This is a genomic window from Streptomyces atratus (genome assembly GCF_014648655.1).
Classification (GTDB): Bacteria; Actinomycetota; Actinomycetes; order Streptomycetales; family Streptomycetaceae; genus Streptomyces; species Streptomyces atratus.
In genome coordinates this window covers 191,433-207,463 of record NZ_BMRN01000002.1, presented here as the reverse complement: position 1 = coordinate 207,463, position 16,031 = coordinate 191,433, and the positions used below count along the sequence as shown (strand labels likewise).

The 16,031-nt window shown below is 69.9% G+C and carries 12 protein-coding genes; 5 read left to right on the top strand and 7 right to left on the bottom strand.

What is annotated here, in order from left to right; all coding sequences use genetic code 11:
- Window positions 1-121 precede the first annotated feature (121 nt).
- Genes mmsA through iolC form a run of 5 tightly spaced genes read right to left on the bottom strand, consistent with a single transcriptional unit; the run spans window position 122 to window position 6,331 of the window.
- Window positions 122-1,621, bottom strand: coding sequence for a CoA-acylating methylmalonate-semialdehyde dehydrogenase (mmsA, locus tag IEZ15_RS03960; RefSeq protein ID WP_189274282.1), 1,500 nt, complete (start codon window positions 1,619-1,621; stop codon window positions 122-124).
- A gap of 12 nt (window positions 1,622-1,633) precedes the next feature.
- On the bottom strand, window positions 1,634-3,523 hold the full coding sequence (iolD, locus tag IEZ15_RS03955; protein WP_114244585.1) for a 3D-(3,5/4)-trihydroxycyclohexane-1,2-dione acylhydrolase (decyclizing): 1,890 nt from the start codon (window positions 3,521-3,523) through the stop codon (window positions 1,634-1,636).
- A complete protein-coding gene (iolB, locus tag IEZ15_RS03950) occupies window positions 3,520-4,401 on the bottom strand; it encodes a 5-deoxy-glucuronate isomerase (RefSeq protein WP_189274279.1) in 882 nt (293 codons plus the stop codon). The genes iolD and iolB overlap by 4 nt, the downstream gene beginning before the upstream one ends.
- Complete coding sequence (locus IEZ15_RS03945; RefSeq protein WP_189274277.1) at window positions 4,398-5,333, bottom strand: Cgl0159 family (beta/alpha)8-fold protein; 936 nt, start codon at window positions 5,331-5,333, stop codon at window positions 4,398-4,400. Before IEZ15_RS03945 ends, iolB begins: the two co-directional genes overlap by 4 nt.
- A complete protein-coding gene (gene iolC / locus IEZ15_RS03940; protein WP_189274275.1) occupies window positions 5,330-6,331 on the bottom strand; it encodes a 5-dehydro-2-deoxygluconokinase in 1,002 nt (333 codons plus the stop codon). The genes IEZ15_RS03945 and iolC overlap by 4 nt, the downstream gene beginning before the upstream one ends.
- 131 nt (window positions 6,332-6,462) lie before the next feature.
- Here iolC and IEZ15_RS03935 point away from each other — a divergent pair, with 131 nt between their 5' ends.
- From IEZ15_RS03935 to IEZ15_RS03915, 5 genes are all read left to right on the top strand, one after another.
- Complete coding sequence (locus IEZ15_RS03935) at window positions 6,463-7,419, top strand: sugar phosphate isomerase/epimerase family protein (protein WP_189274273.1); 957 nt, start codon at window positions 6,463-6,465, stop codon at window positions 7,417-7,419.
- A gap of 98 nt (window positions 7,420-7,517) precedes the next feature.
- Window positions 7,518-7,931, top strand: a complete 414-nt coding sequence (locus IEZ15_RS03930; RefSeq protein WP_189274271.1) for a peptidoglycan-binding domain-containing protein — start codon at window positions 7,518-7,520, stop codon at window positions 7,929-7,931.
- 243 nt (window positions 7,932-8,174) lie between these two features.
- On the top strand, window positions 8,175-8,372 hold the full coding sequence (locus IEZ15_RS03925) for a helix-turn-helix transcriptional regulator (RefSeq protein ID WP_114244591.1): 198 nt from the start codon (window positions 8,175-8,177) through the stop codon (window positions 8,370-8,372).
- Between the two features lie 302 nt (window positions 8,373-8,674).
- Window positions 8,675-8,983, top strand: coding sequence for a heavy-metal-associated domain-containing protein (locus tag IEZ15_RS03920; protein ID WP_114244592.1), 309 nt, complete (start codon window positions 8,675-8,677; stop codon window positions 8,981-8,983).
- A 121-nt stretch (window positions 8,984-9,104) separates the two neighbouring features.
- The gene (locus tag IEZ15_RS03915) at window positions 9,105-11,555 is read left to right on the top strand and encodes a heavy metal translocating P-type ATPase (protein ID WP_189274269.1); all 2,451 of its coding nucleotides are present in this window, start codon (window positions 9,105-9,107) and stop codon (window positions 11,553-11,555) included.
- A 509-nt stretch (window positions 11,556-12,064) separates the two neighbouring features.
- Here the strand turns inward: IEZ15_RS03915 and IEZ15_RS03910 are convergent.
- Together IEZ15_RS03910 and recD2 are read right to left on the bottom strand one after the other, a co-directional pair.
- Entirely contained in the window at window positions 12,065-13,363 is a 1,299-nt protein-coding gene (locus tag IEZ15_RS03910; RefSeq protein WP_189274267.1) for a citrate synthase, read from the bottom strand.
- Window positions 13,364-13,492: 129 nt separating this feature from the next.
- The gene (gene recD2 / locus IEZ15_RS03905) at window positions 13,493-15,793 is read right to left on the bottom strand and encodes an SF1B family DNA helicase RecD2 (protein WP_114244595.1); all 2,301 of its coding nucleotides are present in this window, start codon (window positions 15,791-15,793) and stop codon (window positions 13,493-13,495) included.
- Window positions 15,794-16,031 lie beyond the last annotated feature (238 nt).

The window sequence follows — 16,031 nt, the reverse complement described above, 5'->3', positions numbered from 1 at the left end:
GGCGGTACGGGCATGTGTCCCCGGCGTCAGCGACACGTCAGCGCGGGGCTGCCGCGGGCATGACGACGGCCCGTACGGATACAGCTTCCGTACGGGCCGTCGGTGCAGAAGGGCAGTGGCGTCAGTGGTTGCGCGGGAAGCCCAGGTCCACGCCCGCCGGGGCGTCGGCCGGGTCCGGCCAGCGGGTGGTGACGACCTTGCCGCGGGTGTAGAAGTGCACGCCGTCGTTGCCGTAGATGTGGTGGTCGCCGAAGAGGGAGTCCTTCCAGCCACCGAAGGAGTGGTAGCCGACCGGCACCGGGATCGGCACGTTGACGCCGACCATGCCGGCCTCGATCTCCAGCTGGAAGCGGCGGGCGGCGCCGCCGTCACGGGTGAAGATCGCGGTGCCGTTGCCGAACGGCGAGGCGTTCATGAGGGCGACGCCCTCTTCGTACGTCTCGGTGCGCAGGACGCACAGGACCGGGCCGAAGATCTCGTCCTTGTACGCGTCCGAGTCGGTGGACACGTTGTCGAGGAGGGAGAGGCCGATCCAGTGGCCGTCCTCGAAGCCCTCGACGGTGAAGCCGGTGCCGTCGAGGACGACGTCGGCGCCCTGGGCGGCCGCGCCCTTGACGTAGGAGGCGACCTTGTCGCGGTGGGCGGCGGTGATCAGCGGGCCCATCTCGGACGCCGGGTCGTTGCCGGGGCCGATCTTGATCTTCTCGGCGCGCTCCTTGATCTTGGCGACGAGCTCGTCGGCGATGGAGCCGACCGCGACGACCGCGGAGATCGCCATGCAGCGCTCACCGGCGGAGCCGTACGCGGCGGAGACGGCGGCGTCGGCCGCGGCGTCGAGGTCCGCGTCCGGCAGCACCAGCATGTGGTTCTTCGCGCCGCCGAGCGCCTGGACGCGCTTGCCGTTGGCGGAGGCGGTGGTGTGGATGTAGCGGGCGATCGGGGTGGAGCCGACGAAGGAGACCGCGGCGACGTCCGGGTGGTTCAGCAGCCCGTCGACCGCGATCTTGTCGCCGTGCAGGACGTTCAGCACGCCGTCCGGCAGACCGGCCTCGGCGGCCAGCTCGGCCAGCAGGTTGGCGGCCGACGGGTCCTTCTCGCTGGGCTTGAGGACGAAGGTGTTTCCGCAGGCGATGGCGAGCGGGAACATCCACATCGGCACCATGGCCGGGAAGTTGAACGGGGTGATGCCGGCGACGACGCCGAGCGACTGGCGGATCGAGGAGACGTCGACCCGGCTGGAGACCTGGGTGGACAGCTCGCCCTTGAGCTGGGTGGTGATGCCACAGGCCAGCTCGACGATCTCCAGACCGCGGGCGACCTCGCCCAGCGCGTCCGAGTGCACCTTGCCGTGCTCGGCGGTGATCAGCGCGGCGATCTCGTCGCGGTGGGCGTCGAGCAGCGCGCGGTAGCGGAAGAGGACCGCGGTGCGGGCGGCCAGCGAGGACGTGCCCCAGGTGGCGTAGGCGTCCTTGGCGGCGGCGACCGCGGCGTCGACCTCTTCGAGCGAGGCGAGCGCGACCTGGGTGGTGACGGCGCCGGTGGCCGGGTCGGTGACCGGGCCGTAGTTGCCCGACGCACCCTCGACGGTCTTGCCACCGATCCAGTGGTTGACGGTCTTCATGACAGAACTCCTTCAAAGGTGGTGGCGTCGGTCGGCGACGTGACGGTCGTACTCTTCCCGGGCTTTCACGGCCGACGGCCGGGTGGCCGTTTCGGCTACGGGAACATCCCACCACGCCTGCGCCGGAGGGGGGCCCGACACTGTGTCTGCCGTTTCGGTCTCGACGTAGACACAAGTGGGACGGTCCGCGACGCGCGCCTCGGCAAGGGCTTCGCGCAGGTCACGCACGGTCTTGGCGCGCAGCACCCGCATCCCCAGCGAGCCGGCGTTGGCCGCGAGGTCGACGGGGAGCGGGGGGCCGGTGAAGGCGCCGTCCGCGGCGCGGTGACGGTAGGCCGTTCCGAAGCGCTCACCGCCGACCGTCTCGGACAGGCCGCCGATGGACGCGTAGCCGTGGTTCTGCAGGATGACCAGCTTCACGGGGAGTTCCTGCTGCACCGCGGTGACGATCTCGGTGGGATTCATCAGATAGGTGCCGTCGCCGACGAGGGCCCAGACGGGGCGGTCGGGGGCGGCCAGCTGGACCCCGATCGCGGCCGGGATCTCGTAGCCCATGCAGGAGTAGCCGTATTCGACGTGGTACTGGTGCGGGGAGCGGGCCCGCCAGAGTTTGTGCAGGTCACCGGGGAGTGATCCGGCCGCGTTGATCAGGATGTCGTCCTCGGTGACGAGGGCGTCGAGCAGGCCGAGGACCTGGGCCTGGGTGGGGCGGGCGTGCGGGTCGTCGGCGGTGAACGCGGCGGTGACGCGCCGCTCCCATTTCTCCTTGGCCTCGGTGTACTCGGCCTCGTAGGACGGGTCGACGCGGTGGTTGCGTGCGGCGAGCGCGGCGGTGAGGGCTTCGAGGGCGGTACGGGCGTCGGCGACGAGCGGGAGCGCTCCGAGCTTGTGCGCGTCGAAGCCGGTGATGTTGAGGTTGAGGAAGCGGACCGCCGGGTCGGCGAAGAGCGTGGCGGAGGCGGTGGTGAAATCGGAGTAGCGGGTGCCGATGCCGATCACCAGGTCGGCGGTGCGGGCCAGCTCGTCGGCGGTCGCGGTGCCGGTGTGGCCGATGCCGCCGACATCGGCGGGGTGGTCGTGACGCAGGGAGCCCTTGCCGGCCTGGGTGGCGGCCACGGGGATACGGGTGGCGGCGGCGAACGCGGCGAGGGTCTCCTGCGCCGCGCTGTGATGGACGCCGCCGCCCGCCACGATGAGCGGCCGGCGGGCGCTGCGCACGGCCCGTACCGCCCGGTCGAGCTCATGCGGATCGGGGGCCGGCCGGCGTACGTACCAGATGCGCTCGGCGAAGAACTCCTGGGGCCAGTCATGTGCCTGGGCCTGCACGTCCTGCGGCAGCGCGAGCGTGACCGCGCCGGTCTCCGCCGGGTCGGCGAGGGTCCGCATGGCCTGGAGTGCGGCCGGGATCAGGGCCTCGGGGCGGGTGATCCGGTCGAAGTAGCGGGAGACGGGACGCAGACAGTCGTTGACCGAGACGTCGCCCGCGGACGGGACTTCGAGCTGCTGGAGCACGGGGTCGGCGGGCCGGGTCGCGAAGGTGTCCCCGGGCAGGAGGAGGACGGGGATGTGGTTGATGGTGGCGAGGGCGGCGCCGGTCACGAGGTTCGTGGCGCCGGGGCCGATGGAGGTGGTGACGGCATGCGCGGAGAGCCGACCGGACTGGCGGGCGTAGCCGACGGCGGCATGCACCATGGCCTGCTCGTTGCGGCCCTGGAGATAGGGCATCGCCCGGCCCGACTCGACGAGCGCCTGACCGACTCCGGCGACATTGCCGTGGCCGAAGATGCCCCAGGTGGCGCTGATCAGGCGCTGTCGCCGGCCGTCGCGCTCGGTGTACTGGCGGGACAGGAAGGACACCAGGGCCTGGGCGGTGGTGAGCCTGCGGGTGCGTGGTGCGCTCACGAGGTCGCCTCCGGTCCGTGGAGCGGGAGTCTGGGGTCCACCGGCTGCGACGGCCAGGTGTCGCGGATCCAGCCGTGGTCGGGGTGGTCGCTGATCAGCCACTCCCGGTGCTCCCCCGGGCCCGCCATCACATTGAGGTAGTAGAGCGTGCGGCCGGGGGCGGCGATGGACGGACCGTGCCAGCCGTCGGGAACCAGGACCGCGTCGCCGCTGCGGACCTCGGCGAGGACGTCCGTACCGCCGTCCCTCGACGGCGACACACGGTGGTAGCCGAGGCCGTCGTTCTCCACCTCGAAGTAGTAGATCTCCTCCAGCACGGACTCGACTCCGGGGCGGTGCTCGTCGTGCTTGTGCGGTGGGTAGGACGACCAGTTGCCGCCCGGGGTGAGTACCTCGACGGCGATCAGCCGGTCGCACTCGAAGGTGTCGGCGGCGGCGAAGTTGTTGACCTGTCGGGAGCAGTTCCCGGAGCCGCGCAGCTCGACGGGTACCTCCGGCGCGGGGCCGTAGCGAGCGGGGAGTCGTCGCTCGCACTTCGCTCCTGCCAGGGCGAAGCGGCCTCCTGCGCCGGAGGCGATCTGTGCATGGGCGTCACGCGGTACATACGCGAAGTCGGATACCCCGCTGAACACGCTTTCCCGGCCCAGCAGTTCAAAGATCTCACCTGAGGTGTGCACCGTACAGCCACCGGTCAACGGCAGAACGATCCATTCGCTCTCCCCAGTGACAAGCGTGTGAACTCCGCCCGGTCCCAACTCCAGCACACGCAGGCTCGACCGGTCCCAGCCGGCACGCTTCGGGTCGATGTCGAGGGCGTAGGGGCCGCTCGCCGCGCTCCCGGCGCCGAGGTGGTACCGCGGTTCGTTGTGCGTCGTCATACCCATTCCCTACTTGATACCCGGTCCCCGCCCGTTCCTCTCGGCTCCAGCAGCGATACGGCCGTGTCGACGGCCGCGGCCACCTCACCGTCGGCCGGATAGAGCAGCGAACGCCCCACCACCAAGCCCTGGACGGTCGGCAGTTGCAGCGTCGTGCGCCACTTCTCGAACGCGCCGTCCAGGTCGTCGCCCACCTCGCCGCCCAGCAGCACGGCGGGCAGCGTCGAAGCCTCCATCACCCGGGCCATGTCGTCGGGGTTCTCGGTGACGGGGACCTTGAGCCAGGTGTACGCGGATGTCCCGGCCAGCCCCGAGGCGATGGCGATCGAGGTGGTGACCGCCTCCGCGCCGAGGTCGTTGCGGACGTGGCCATCCATGCGGCGGCAGAGGAACGGCTCGACGAAGACGGGCAGCCGGTGCGCGGCCATGGCGTCGATGGCACGGGCGGTGGCGTGCATGGTGTCGAGCGAGCCGGGGTCGTCGTAGTCGATACGGAGCAGCAGCTTGCCCGCGTCGAAGCGGAGCCGGGCGAGGTCCTCGGGGCGGTGGCCGGTGAAGCGGTCGTCGAGTTCGAAGGCGGCGCCCGCGAGTCCGCCGCGGTTCATCGAGCCGACGACGACCTTGTTCTCCAGTGCGCCGAGGAGCAGCAGGTCGTCGAGGATGTCGGCGGTGGCGAGGACGCCGTCCACGCCGGGACGGGAGAGGGCGAGGCAGAGCCGGTCCAGGAGCTCGAAGCGGTTGGCCATGGCCAGTTCGCGGTCGCCGACGGCGAGGGAACCGCGGGCCGGATGGTCCGCCGCGATGATCATCAGACGGCCGCCGCTGCCGACGAGGGGGCGTCTGCGGCGTCGCGCGGCGGCTTCGGCGACGGCCTCGGGGTGGCGCATGCGCAGCTGGACGAGTTCGGAGACCGAGGAGGCCGGGGGCGTCATGGGGTGGCTCCGGTGGGGCGGGAGGTGACGGCACCTTCGGTCAGGGCCGCTTCGACTTCGTACGGGAACGGCATGGCGGACGAGCAGGCGAGCCGGGAGGCGACGATGGCGCCGGCGGCGTTGGCGTACCGCATGACGCGTTCGGTCTCCCATCCTGCGAGCAGCCCGTGGCAGAGCGCCCCGCCGAAGGCGTCACCGGCACCGAGGCCGTTGACGACCTCGACGGGCAGCGGCGGCACATCGGCCACCGTGCCGTCGCGGTGGACGGCGAGTACGCCCTTGGGGCCCTGTTTGACGACGGCGAGCTCGACGCCCGCGGCGATCAGGGCGCGGGCGGCCGCGTACGGTTCGCGCTCGCCGGTCGCGATCTCGCATTCGTCGAGATTGCCGACGGCGACGGTGGCATGGGCGAGGGCCTCGCGGTAGCGGGCGGCGGGATCGGACGCGGCCTTGGGGATCGCTTCTGTGGTGTCCCAGAACATCGGGCGCCAGTCGAGGTCGAAGACGGTGATGCCGGACCGGTCGCGGGCGCGCAGTGCGGCGAGGGTCGATGTGCGGCTCGGTTCGGCGCACAGCCCGGTGCCGGTCATCCAGAAGACCCGGGCGGACCGCACCGCGTCGAGATCCAGCTCCGACTCGTGGATCTCCAGGTCGGGGGCCTTGGGCTGCCGGTAGAAGTAGAGCGGGAAGTCGTCGGGCGGGAAGATCTCGCAGAAGGTGACCGGTGTCGGATACGCGTCGACGGGCGTCACCCACCGGTCGTCCACCCCGAACTCCCGCAACTCGTGGTGGAGATACTCCCCGAAGGCATCCCGGCCCGTGCGGGTCACCACGGCGGTCCGCCGGCCGAGCCGGGCTGCCGCGACGGCGACATTGGCCGGTGAGCCGCCGAGGAACTTCCCGAACGTCTCGACCCGGGCCAGCGGCACACCGGTCTGCAGGGGGTAGAGATCCACACCGATCCGGCCCATGGTGATCACGTCGTACAGCTCAGGCATATGCATCCCTTCGACCGGCGACCGGGGCGGCTGCTCCCAGGTCTAGCCCTCCCCCGGAACCCTGTCAATGCTTTGTCCGGACATAAGGACGAATGATTGACACGCGTTGTCCGGGCCGGAAGGCTGGCCGCATGACCTCCTCCGCAGTGGCTCCGGCCCGTATCCGTATCGGTTCGGCACCCGACTCGTGGGGTGTGTGGTTCCCCGACGATCCGCAGCAAGTGCCCTGGCAGCGCTTCCTCGACGAGGTGTCCGAGGCGGGTTACGAGTGGATCGAGCTCGGCCCGTACGGCTACCTCCCGACCGACCCGGCCCGCCTCGCCGACGAGACCCGCCGCCGCGGGCTCACGGTCTCGGCCGGGACCGTTTTCACCGGATTGCACCACGGAACGGACGTCTGGGATCGGACCTGGGCGCATGTCGCCGACATCGCGGCACTCACCCGGGCGATGGGCGCCGGGCATCTCGTGGTCATCCCGTCGTTCTGGCGCGACGACAGGACGGGCGAGATCCTGGAGGACCGCAGCCTCACCGCGGAGCAGTGGCGCAGCCTCACCACCCAGACGGAACGGCTGGGCCGCGAGGTGCAGGACCGTTTCGGGCTGCGCATCGTCGTCCATCCGCATGCCGACACCCATATCGACAGCGAGGAGAACGTCAGCCGCTTCCTCGACGCCACCGATCCCGAACTGGTCTCGCTCTGCCTCGACACCGGCCACTACGCCTACTGCGGCGGCGACAGCGTCAAGCTGATCGAGACCTACGGCGAACGGATCGGCTATCTGCACCTCAAGCAGGTCGACCCGGAGGTCCTGGCCGAAGTCGTGGCGGACGAAGTGCCGTTCGGCCCCGCCGTGGCGCGCGGAGTGATGTGCGAACCGCCGGGCGGGGTGCCCGCGCTGGAGCCCGTACTCGCGGCCGCCCGCAAGCTGGACGTCGATCTCTTCGCCATCGTCGAGCAGGACATGTATCCCTGCCCGCCCGACAAGCCCTTCCCCATCGCCCGCCGCACCCGGGACTTCCTCCGCTCCTGCGGCAGCCCGCACCGGGCACTCCGACACGCCGAGCCGCCCCGGGAAGTGACGTAGCGGCGGTACGTGGTGTTGTCCTCGACGAGAAGCCGGTGCGCGGCCCCGGCCGCGCCCCACCACCGCACGCACCACCACCGCACCAGGAGCAACTCGCCATGATCCGGAAGATGTTGTCGTCCCGCAGGACGGCCGGTGCCTCGGCCCTGACCGTCGTCGCCCTGGCCGTCGCCCTCGCCGCCGCCCCGGGCGCCTCGGCCGACGAGTACAACCCGCCGCCACCGCCCGGCTCCAGCCCGGTCTGCGCCTTCTACGACGGCGACGGGCTCACCATGTACGGCGAGCGGGGCGATCGGGTCTCCCAGGTGCAGTGCATGCTGGCCAACCGCCACTATCTGCCGTGGTCGGCGCTCGACGGAACGTTCGGACCGCAGACCCTCCTCGCCGTACAGCGCTTCCAGGCGGACAACCCACCGCTCGTGCCGGACGGCCTCGTCACCCCGGTCACCTGGTCGGCGCTCTGGCACGCGGGACCGACCCGCACGAGCCCTCTCCCCTACCCACCGGCGTAAGCCGGCACGCCGGACTCCTCTCCCACAGCCCCGTTGGGCATGCATGCGTTCTGTAACAGAGATCACATCCTCGTCACACATGTCTCCGTTACGCGGGTCTTCCGTCACAGGCGCTCGACAGCCCCTCCCCGGAGCTCTCCCCCTGTCGTTGCACCGGGCGCAGGCCGAGTGATCGTCAGCGTCCGCCCGCAGCTCCCCCCGACGGCCTGCCCGGCTGCGCTGCGGCGCAGAGAGGTGTCATACATGACGGACAGAAAACTCTGGTCCTACAAGGACATTGCCGCGCACATCCGGGTGCAGCCGGACACCGTCCGCTCCTACCGCAAACACGGCCACCTCCCGTCACCCGACCATGTGGAGAGCGGCAAGCCCTATTGGTACGCGGACACCATCCGCGCCTGGGTCGCCTCAAGACCCGGCAACCGAGGACGCAGGGACTGACACCTCCGGCCCCGTGCGGGGAACGGCTCCCACCTGCCGCCGTACGGGGCTTCGCCGGCCGGTCCGCGATGCCGCACCTCCCGGCTCCCCCGAATGCCCACTCCCCACATGCCCGACAGCTCCACACGCCATACGATTCGGACAAATACGGTCGGATTCGGATTCGCCGCCGTCGAGAGCGCGGGCCACGCCTCACTCGCATTCATACCCCCTAGGGGTATAGTGTGATGAGTGTCGGGGCACACCGGGTCTCCCGGGGTTCCCGACATCACACCCTTGCGCTCGTCGATGAGGAGAACACCATGACCACCGAGACCCAGCTCCCCCAGGCCACCGGATCCTGCTGCTCGCCCAGCGGCTCCTGCCACGACGGTGCGGACTCCGGCGCCCCGGCGGGCGGGGTGACCACCGTCTACCAGGTGACCGGCATGACCTGCGGGCACTGTGAAGGCGCCGTCTCCGAGGAGATCTCCGGCATCGAGGGTGTCACCTCGGTCAAGGCCGTCGCCTCCACCGGCCAGGTGACCGTCGTCTCCCGGGCCCCGCTGGCCGAGGACGCCGTGCGCGCCGCGGTCGACGAGGCCGGCTACGAGCTCGTCGGCCGGGCCTGAACACGCTCGGGGCGAACCCGGTACGCCGCGTACACCCGCACCACCCCCTTTTGCCGCCGGGCCGGACCGACCAGCAGATACTGGTGGGGTACGGCCCGGTCGGCGTTTCAGGAGTTCGGACATGCACAGCGCAACAGAGGCCGCGCCCCCATCAGCGGAGAGTTCGCGGGCCGAACTCACGATCGGCGGGATGACCTGCGCCTCCTGCGCGGCCCGCGTCGAGAAGAAGCTCAACCGGATGGACGGCGTCACCGCCACCGTCAACTACGCGACCGAGAAGGCCCGTGTCTCCTTCGGCTCAGGGACCGACCTCGCGGATCTGATCGCCACGGTCGAGAAGACCGGCTATACGGCGCAGCCGGTACGCCGCCCCGAACCGACCCCGCCCGCTCCGGCACGGGCCGCCGCACCGGTCACGCCCGCAAGCACCGTCACAGGAGCCCTTGACGGCGGCGGCCCGGACAGCACCCGAGTCCGCACCGGACGAGCCACCGAGAGCCGGACCGGCACCGAGGCCGGCTCCGAGACCGGCGCCGACGACATCGCCGAGCGGAAGGCCGCCGGCGCCCTCGCATCACTGCGTCAGCGTCTGATCATCTCGGCCGTCCTCGCCGCCCCCGTCGTCGTGCTCGCGATGGTCCCTGCCCTCCAGTTCGACAACTGGCAGTGGCTCTCCCTGACCCTCGCCGCCCCCGTCGTCGTCTGGGGCGGACTGCCCTTCCACCGTGCCACCTGGACCAATCTCCGGCACGGCGCGGCCACCATGGACACCCTGGTCTCGGTCGGCACCCTCGCCGCCTTCGGCTGGTCCCTGTGGGCGCTGTTCCTCGGTGACGCAGGCATGACCGGGATGCGGCACGGCTTCGACTTCACGGTCTCGCACGCAATGGGGTCTCCCCTGCTCGAACGGAGCCGAGAGCTCGGGGAAGGCTCGTCCACCATCTATCTGGAGGTCGCGGCCGGCGTCGTCACCTTCATCCTGCTGGGCCGCTATCTGGAGGCGAAGTCCAAGCGGAAGGCCGGTTCCGCCCTGCGCGCGCTGATGCACCTGGGCGCGAAGGACGTCTCCGTCCTCCGGGGCGGCACCGAGGTACGTGTCCCCGTCGGCCGGCTCACCGTCGGCGACCGTTTCGTCGTCCGCCCCGGCGAGAAGATCGCCACCGACGGCACCGTCGTCGAGGGCGCGTCCGCCGTGGACGCGTCCATGCTCACCGGCGAGTCCGTCCCGGTCGACGTGGGCGTCGGCGACCGGGTCACCGGGGCCACCGTGAACGCCTCCGGCCGGCTCGTCGTCGAAGCCACCCGCATCGGCGCCGACACCCAACTGGCCCGGATGGCGAAGCTCGTCGAGGACGCCCAGAACGGCAAGGCCGAGGTGCAGCGCCTCGCCGACCGGATCTCCGCGGTCTTCGTCCCCGTGGTGCTGGTGCTCGCAGTGGCCACCCTGATCGCGTGGCTGCTCCTCACGGACGACGTGACCGCCGCGTTCACCGCCGCCGTCGCCGTACTGATCATCGCCTGCCCCTGCGCCCTGGGCCTCGCCACTCCCACCGCCCTCATGGTCGGTACGGGACGCGGCGCCCAGCTCGGCATCCTGATCAAGGGCCCCGAGGTCCTGGAGACCACACACCGCATCGACACGATCGTCCTCGACAAGACCGGCACGGTCACCACCGGCCGGATGGCCCTCCAGGACATCCACCCCGCACCCGGCACCGACGAGACCCGGCTCCTGCGGCTGGCCGGCGCGCTGGAGCACTCCTCCGAGCACCCCATCGCCCAGGCCGTCGCCGCCGGAGCCACGGAACGCATCGGCGGCCCCCTCCCCACCCCCGAGGACTTCGCCAACGTCGCGGGCCTCGGCGTACGCGGCACGGTCGACGGACACCAGGTACTGGTCGGCCGCCCGCAACTGCTCGCCGACGCGGGCATCGTCATCCCCGACACCCTGTCCTGTGCCGTGGCGGACGCGGCGGCTCAGGGCCGTACCGCGATCGTGGTCGCCTGGGACGGGCAGGCACGCGGCGTCCTCGCCGTCGCCGACGCGGTCAAGGAGTCCAGCGCGGCAGCCGTCGCCGAGCTGCGCGCACTCGGCCTCCGCCCCGTTCTGCTGACCGGCGACAACCGGGCCGTGGCGGACGCCGTGGCCCGCGCCGTCGGAATCGACGAGGTCCATGCCGAGGTCCTGCCCGAGGAGAAGGTCCACGTCATCGAGCGGCTCCGGGCCCAGGGGCACTCCGTAGCCATGGTCGGTGACGGGGTCAACGACGCGGCCGCTCTCGCCACCGCCGATCTCGGCCTGGCGATGGGGACCGGTACGGACGCCGCGATCGAGGCGAGCGATCTGACCCTCGTTCGTGGAGATCTCAAGGTGGCGGCCGATGCGATCCGGCTCTCCCGGCGCACCCTGGCGACCATCAAGGGCAATCTCTTCTGGGCATTCGGCTATAACGTAGCCGCCCTACCCCTTGCGGCATTTGGCCTGCTCAACCCTATGATTGCGGGAGCGGCGATGGCGTTCTCATCGGTCTTCGTCGTGACGAACAGCCTGCGGTTGCGCGCCTTCACGTAACTTCCACAAAGAGATTTAGATCACACCGGTTTCAGGGTAACCATCCGGTGGGTTCGCGAGTCTAAGAGTGCGATGCCAAGGATGTCTTGGGGGACGTCCATCGAAGCGTCTTGGGGGATGCTTCGGGCAAGCGTTGGCCGGGGCACGTGCACCGGGGAGCTTTGAGCGGCCCTCCCGTGCGTACGTACCCCGGCGGACCGCACTGGAAGTACAAGTGAAGAGCGCAGCTCGCAGTAGGTGAGGAGCGCCCAGGAGCTTCGGCTCCCGCAGACGCCCGGCCGGATCCCGTGGGGGGAATCCGCTCCGGGATATGGGAAGCGCCTCGCTGTCGGCCCGTGGGGGGATCGATGGCGGGGCGCTTCTTGCTGCCCTCCCGGCGGGCGGCACCGCGCACGGCTGCGCCGGTCACGCAAATCGCCCCGGACACCGCGCTCTGTGCGAAAGCGCGGTACTCGGGGCGAAGACGACCGGCCTCGGCGGCCGGGGTGGTGCAGGGGTCGGTACGAGGCTCAGCGGCCCTCGACCGGGACGAAGTCACGCAGGACCTCGCCGGTGTAGATCTGGCGCGGGCGGCCGATGCGGGAACCCGGCTCCTTGATCATCTCGTGCCACTGGGCGATCCAGCCGGGGAGCCGGCCGAGCGCGAAGAGCACGGTGAACATCTCGGTCGGGAAGCCCATGGCCCGGTAGATCAGGCCCGTGTAGAAGTCCACGTTGGGGTAGAGGTTGCGCGAGACGAAGTACTCGTCGGAGAGCGCGTGCTCCTCCAGCTTCAGCGCGATGTCGAGCAGCTCGTCGGACTTGCCGAGCGCGGACAGCACGTCGTGGGCCGCAGCCTTGATGATCTTGGCGCGCGGGTCGAAGGACTTGTAGACGCGGTGGCCGAAGCCCATCAGCCGGACGCCGTCCTCCTTGTTCTTCACCTTGCGGATGAAGGAGTCGACATCGCCGCCGTTGGCCTGGATGCCTTCGAGCATCTCCAGCACCGACTGGTTGGCGCCACCGTGCAGCGGGCCCCACAGCGCCGAGATACCGGCGGAGATCGAGGCGAACATGTTCGCCTGCGAGGAGCCGACCAGACGCACGGTGGAGGTCGAACAGTTCTGCTCGTGGTCCGCGTGCAGGATGAGCAGCTTGTCGAGCGCGGAGACGACGACCGGGTCCAGGTCGTACTCCTGGGCGGGGACCGAGAAGGTCATGCGCAGGAAGTTCTCGACGTACCCGAGGTCGTTGCGCGGGTAGACGAAGGGGTGGCCGATCGACTTCTTGTACGCGTACGCGGCGATCGTCGGCAGCTTGGCCAGCAGACGGATCGTCGAGAGGTGGCGCTGCTCCTCGTCGAACGGGTTGTGGCTGTCCTGGTAGAACGTGGACAGCGCGCTGACGACCGAGGACAGCATGGCCATCGGGTGGGCGTCGCGCGGGAAGCCGTCGAAGAACCGCTTGACGTCCTCGTGCAGCAGCGTGTGCTGGGTGATCTCGTTCTTGAAGGTCGACAGCTCGTCGACCTTGGGAAGCTCACCGTTGATGAGCGTGTACGCGACCTCGAGGAACGTCGAGCGCTCGGCGAGCTGCTCGATCGGGTAGCCGCGGTAGCGCAGGATGCCCTGCTCACCGTCGAGGTAGGTGATGGCGGATTTATACGCTGCGGTGTTGCCGTATCCGCTGTCCAGCGTGACCAGGCCGGTATTGGCCCGGAGCTTCCCGATGTCGAAGCCCTTGTCGCCGACGGTGCTGTCGACCACCGGGTAGGTGTACTCGCCATCGCCATACCGCAGTACTACAGCGTTGTTGGTGTGCTCGCTCACGTCATCCCTCACCGAGATAGTGCCTCTTCTTCGAGGTTCCCTGACTGTCTCCACCCTCCCCCATTTGGCTCAGGAGAGTGCACTCGGGGTCGTCCATTGGACCTACTCGCGGCACTGAGTGCCGCGAGCTTACTCATCCTGCCCCCTTGACTCAGGTTCCGGAAGGCCTCCGTGATGTTTCCCACCGATTTGATCGATCATTTTTTCCGGGGATCCTCCGCCCAAGCCCCCTGACAGCCGGTAATCCAGCGCCGTACAGCGTCTGCCTGCGGAAACCGTGCGGACTGCCTGGCCGATCGCCTGCCGCGAGCCGACCAGCACGACGAGCTTCTTGGCCCTGGTCACGGCGGTGTACAGCAGGTTTCGCTGGAGCATCATCCAAGCGCTCTTGGTGACGGGGATGACGACGGCGGGGTACTCGCTGCCCTGGGAGCGGTGGATCGTCATGGCGTACGCGTGGGCCAGTTCGTCCAGCTCGTCGAAGTCGTAACCGATCTCCTCGTCCTCGTCGGTCAGTACCGTCAGCCGCTGTTCGTCCAGGTCGAGGGCGGTGACGACGCCGACCGTGCCGTTGAAGACACCGTTCTCCCCCTTGTCGTAGTTGTTACGGATCTGGGTGACCTTGTCGCCGACCCGGAAGACCCGGCCGCCGAACCGCTTCTCGGGCAGGTCGGGGCGGCCCGGGGTGATGGCCTGCTGGAGCAGCCCGTTGAGCGTGCCCGCCCCGGCCGGGCCACGGTGCATCGGGGCGAGGACCTGTACGTCACGCCGCGCGTCCAGCCCGAATTTGGCCGGAATGCGGCGGGCGGCGACGTCCACCGCGAGCACGCCCGCGTCCTGTGTCTCGTCCTCCACGAAGAGGAAGAAGTCGTTGAGGCCCTGAGTGAGGGGCGGTACTCCGGAGTTGATCCGGTGCGCGTTGGTGACGACTCCGGACTGCTGGGCCTGGCGGAAGATCGTGGTCAGCCGGACCGCCGGAACGGGGCTGCCGTCGGCGAGCAGATCGCGCAGCACCTCCCCCGCGCCGACCGACGGCAACTGGTCGACATCTCCCACGAGCAGCAGATGGGCACCGGGTGCCACGGCCTTCAGCAGTTTGTTGGCGAGCAGCAGATCCAGCATCGACGCCTCGTCGACGACGACCAGATCGGCGTCCAGCGGCCGGTCCCGGTCGTACGCGGCATCGCCCCCCGGTTTCAGTTCGAGCAGCCGGTGCACGGTGGACGCCTCGGCCCCGGTCAGCTCGGAGAGCCGCTTGGCCGCCCGCCCGGTGGGCGCGGCCAGCACCACCTTGGCCTTCTTGGCGCGGGCCAGCTCGACGATGGACCGGACGGTGAACGACTTCCCGCAGCCGGGCCCACCGGTCAGGACGGCGACCTTGCGGCTGAGCGCGAGCCGGACCGCGGCCTCCTGCTCGGGGGCCAGCTTCGCCCCCGTACGGCCCGCGAGCCAGGTCAGCGCCTTGTCCCAGTCGACGTCCACGAAGGCAGGCAACCGGTCCTCGGGCGTCCGCAGCAGCCGCTGCACCTGGGCCGCGAGGGCGACTTCGGCGCGGTGGAACGGCACGAGGTAGATGGCGGTGATCGGCTCGCCGCCCTCGGGCGAGGGCACCTTCTCCCGTACAACACCCTCCGGATCCTCGGCCAGTTCGGCGAGGCACTCGATGACCAGCCCCGTATCGACCTGGAGCAGCTTCACCCCGTCGGCGATCAGCCGCTCCTCGGGGAGGAAGCAGTGGCCCTGGTCGGTGGATTGCGACAGCGCGTACTGCAGCCCGGCCTTCACGCGCTCGGGGCTGTCGTGCGGAATGCCGACGGCCTGGGCGATCTTGTCGGCGGTGAGGAAGCCGATGCCCCAGACGTCGGCGGCCAGCCGGTAGGGCTGGTTCTTGACGACGGAGATCGACGCGTCCTCGTACTTCTTGTAGATACGGACGGCGATGGAGGTGGAGACGCCGACCCCCTGGAGGAAGACCATGACCTCCTTGATCGCCTTCTGTTCCTCCCAGGCGGCGGCGATCATCTTCGTCCGCTTCGGCCCGAGCCCGGGGACCTCGACGAGCCGCTTCGGCTCCTGCTCGATGACGTCGAGGGTGTCGACGCCGAAGTGGGTGGTGATCCGGTCCGCCATCACCGGGCCGATGCCCTTGATCAGGCCGGAGCCGAGATAGCGGCGGATGCCCTGGATGGTGGCGGGCAGCACGGTCGTGTAGTTCTCCACCGTGAACTGCTTGCCGTACTGGGAGTGCGAGCTCCAGCGCCCCTCCATCCGCAGGGACTCGCCGACCTGGGCACCGAGCAGCGAGCCGACCACGGTGAGCAGATCACCTGCGCCCCGACCGGTGTCGACGCGGGCGACGGTGTACCCGTTCTCCTCGTTGGCGTAGGTGATCCGCTCCAGGACCCCTTCGAGGACGGCCATGTTGGACATGTTCCGACGGTATCGGTTCCCACCGACAACGCATTCCCGGCCTCGGGGGCGCCCGTTTCCTGTGGTGACGGCGCCTGAGCAGCGCTGTGCGGACCGCCGGGAACACAGCCGGGCCAGGGCCTTTCGCGCCCGTGGTCCAGGATCAGAGTGATCAGCAACTCCCGCGTGCGGAGGCCGCCTTGGAATACGCAGATGGTCCGAACGTGCACAGTGTTGTCCCTATCGAGGCAGCCGTGCC